The organism is Synechococcus sp. R55.2, assembly GCF_047462075.1.
GTDB lineage: Bacteria > Cyanobacteriota > Cyanobacteriia > Thermostichales > Thermostichaceae > Thermostichus.
The window spans coordinates 1-3,145 of sequence record NZ_JANSIH010000378.1 but is presented as its reverse complement, the minus strand read 5'-3'; the positions used below and the strand labels follow the sequence as shown (position 1 = coordinate 3,145).

The following is a 3,145-nucleotide window of genomic DNA, read 5'->3' as shown; positions in this document are numbered from 1 at the left end:
GTCTGGATCTCCACTGGTACCTGCGCCAACTGGAGCAGGTGCTTATTGAAACTGTGGCCCACTTCGGCCTACAGGGGGAGCGGATCCCTGGCTTGACAGGAGTTTGGGTGCAGGGCCGCAAAGTGGCGGCCATCGGCATCAAGGTTTCCCGCTGGGTGACCTACCATGGCTTTGCCTTGAATGTCTGCCCCGATCTGTCGGCCTTTGAGGCGATTGTGCCCTGTGGGATCCCCGGCCGACCTGTGGGATCCCTGGTTCAGTTTTGTCCCCGAGTAACGATGGCGGCAGTGGCCCCGGTGGTGGTGAAGTCCTTTTGTCAGGTCTTTGGGCTGCAAGCTCAGGAAGTTTCCTTATCAGAGTGGTTGGGAGAACGCAAGTCTCTAAAGACTCAAGGCTAATCCACCCCCAACTGGCGCAGCAGTTGTTGCGTGATGGTTCGGTCGGCAAAGTTGCCACTCTTGGAGAAGAGAGCCAACGCCTGGCGAAAGTCGGCCATCGCCGCTTCTCGATCCCCCAGTTGCAGGTGGGCCACGCCGCGGCTGAAGTAGGCTTCTGGGATCCCTGCATTCAACTGAATGGCCCGCTCCGCATCGGCCAGAGCTTCTTCCGGCTGGCGCAACTGGTTGTAGACGTAGCTGCGGTTCACATAGGCCGGCGCATAGGTGGGATCCAACTGCACCGCCCGATCCAGATCCGCCAGGGCAGCTACGGGATCCCCCCGCAGCAACTTGAGGGATCCCTGCCAGTTGAACTCGGAAGCGGTGTTTGGGGCCGAGGTCTTCTCAGGAGGAGGTGGGAAGGCAGGCAAAGAGATGGCAGGGGCAGGAGCGAGGAATGCTGCCAAGAAACCTATCAGAGCTATCCTTCCCCATCGACACTTGATTGTGCTCCGCACCGCTAATGACGTCCTCTTCGGATCCCGAACTAGTTCAATATAGACCGTCGGCGAGAGGGGCAACCCCCTGCACTTAACTTGCAAGGGGTGCGGGGAGCTACAAGTTCCGCGCTCTGGCGGGAAAGTCAGGGTCGAGATACCGACTCCTCTGCCAAGTCGTTCTGTGACGCGGGGCAGGAATGCCCAATGGCAAGGTTGGGAGGCCCAAGCTCTATTGGCTAGAGTGAGGGCGGGGGGATGTTACAAGGAAAGCTTCTGGAATAGATGAGCCACCGGCAGGGCAAATCCTGGAATAACCTCTTCACCTTCTAGAAGATCAACCGATTTCAGGAGGCGGTCAGGCTCTTGAGAGCTGCGATACACCAGGACGTAGTGCTCGCTGGGGTGAACCAGCCAAACCAGGCGGCTGCCATTTTCAAAGTACTCCACCAGCTTGTCATGAATTTCTTCAACCGTATTGCGGGGGGAAAGCACTTCAACAGCCAGATCTGGAGCGCCTTCCAAAAATCCTGTGGGCAGTTCAGCCATGCCCTGCAAGCGTTCTTTAGCAAAAAAAGAGATGTCAGGGGAGCGCCAATTTCCACTCTTCATCTTAAAAGCAGTGCTGGAATCTAAAACGATCCCCAGCTTGTTGGACAAAACGTAGGGGGTCAAAGCTGCCAATAGGAGGCTGCAGACATAACCATGGAGTGCCCCCGCGCTTCCCATATCAATTGGCTTCCCATCAACAATCTCGTAGCGATGTCCCTCCCTGGACAACGCCATGAATTCTTCGGCTGTCCAAGCTCTTTTTCCCTGAGTTGGCACAGCTCCGACGGTCATCTGCAAACTCCTTGCTGCTCCTTCGACACCGCAAGCCAAGCCCGCAGGGATCCCCCAGCGGCTTTTCCTCGAGGGGGGACGCCAAAGGCTAAAATAGCCTAGCTCATCCTACTGTACCGACGGAAAAGGCACCTTGATCGAGCGCTACACTCTGCCCGAAATGGGCCAGATTTGGTCCACTGCCCACAAGCTCCAGACCTGGCTGCAGGTGGAGCTGGCCGTCTGTGAAGCGCAAGCGGAGCTGGGGCGGATCCCGCAAGAAGCCCTGCAGGAGATCAGAGCCAAAGCCGCCTTTGACCCGGCGCGGGTTTTGGAAATTGAGGCGGAAGTGAAGCACGATGTTATTGCCTTCTTAACCAACCTCAACGAGCACGTGGGCGAGGCAGGGCGCTACATCCACCTGGGCCTGACCAGCTCGGATGTGTTGGATACGGCCCTGGCCCTGCAGCTTGTGGCCTCGGTGGAGATCTTGCAAGCTCGCCTGGCCGACCTCATCGCTGCTATCCGCGACCAAGCTCGGCAGCACCGCTACACCCTCATGATCGGCCGCACCCACGGTGTTCACGCCGAGCCGATTACCTTTGGCTTTAAGCTGGCAGGGTGGCTGGCCGAGTGCCTGCGCCACCAAGAGCGCCTAGCTCGCCTGCGGGAAGTGGTGGCGGTGGGCAAGATCTCTGGCGCCGTGGGCACCTACGCCAACGTGCCTCCCCAGGTGGAGCAGTTGGCCTGCGCTCGCCTGGGCCTGAAGCCCGATACAGCCTCGACACAGGTAATCTCGCGGGATCGCCACGCTGAATACGTGCAAACCTTGGCTTTGATTGGCTCTTCGCTGGAGCGCTTTGCTACTGAAATCCGCCACCTGCAGCGAACAGAGGTACTGGAGGCTGAGGAGTACTTTGCCCCCGGCCAAAAGGGATCCTCTGCCATGCCCCACAAGCGCAACCCCATCAAATCTGAACAGCTAACCGGGATTTCCCGCCTCCTGCGGGGGTATACCCTTCCGGCTCTGGAAAACATCCCCCTTTGGCATGAGCGGGACATCTCCCACAGCTCGGTGGAGCGGGTTATCCTGCCCGATGCCTCCATTCTCTGCCACTACCTGCTGGTGAACATGGCCGACCTGGTGCGCCACCTGCAGGTTCACACCGGCAACATGGAGCGCAACCTCAACATCTATGGCGGCGTCATCTTCAGCCAGCAGGTGCTTCTAGCCTTGGTGGAGAAGGGCTTGAGCCGGGAGGAAGCTTACCGCCTGGTGCAGGAAAATGCTCATCGCGCCTGGAACCAGCCGCAGGGGGACTTTCGCGCCAATCTGCTGGCGGATCCCCGAGTGATGGCCCACCTGAGCGAGGCAGAACTGCAGGCTTGTTTTGATCCGCGGCGCCACCTAACCCATTTGGACGAGATCTTTGCCCGCCTGGGCATTTG

4 protein-coding genes are annotated in these 3,145 nt (G+C 58.9%); 2 read left to right on the top strand and 2 right to left on the bottom strand.

The window, feature by feature from the left end; translation table 11 throughout:
- Positions 1–398 (top strand): lipoyl(octanoyl) transferase LipB (lipB, locus tag NW838_RS12000; protein ID WP_414428104.1); only part of this gene is annotated, 398 nt, incomplete at its 5' end.
- Here the strand turns inward: lipB and NW838_RS11995 are convergent.
- Together NW838_RS11995 and NW838_RS11990 are read right to left on the bottom strand one after the other, a co-directional pair.
- Positions 395–844 carry a tetratricopeptide repeat protein gene (locus NW838_RS11995; protein ID WP_414355902.1) on the bottom strand — a complete coding sequence of 150 codons (450 nt, stop codon included), beginning with the start codon at positions 842–844 and terminating at the stop codon, positions 395–397. The genes lipB and NW838_RS11995 overlap by 4 nt on opposite strands.
- A gap of 291 nt (positions 845–1,135) precedes the next feature.
- Complete coding sequence (locus tag NW838_RS11990; protein WP_011430559.1) at positions 1,136–1,717, bottom strand: Uma2 family endonuclease; 582 nt, start codon at positions 1,715–1,717, stop codon at positions 1,136–1,138.
- Between the two features lie 133 nt (positions 1,718–1,850).
- Between NW838_RS11990 and purB the strand changes: the two genes are divergently transcribed.
- A partial coding sequence (gene purB, locus NW838_RS11985; protein WP_414428103.1) for an adenylosuccinate lyase occupies positions 1,851–3,145 on the top strand: 1,295 nt, incomplete at its 3' end.

Coding starts and splice junctions, on each gene's coding strand:
- NW838_RS11990 (WP_011430559.1), bottom strand. CDS start 1,717: ATGACCGTCGGAGCTGTGCCAACTCAGGGAAAAAGAGCTTGGACAGCC.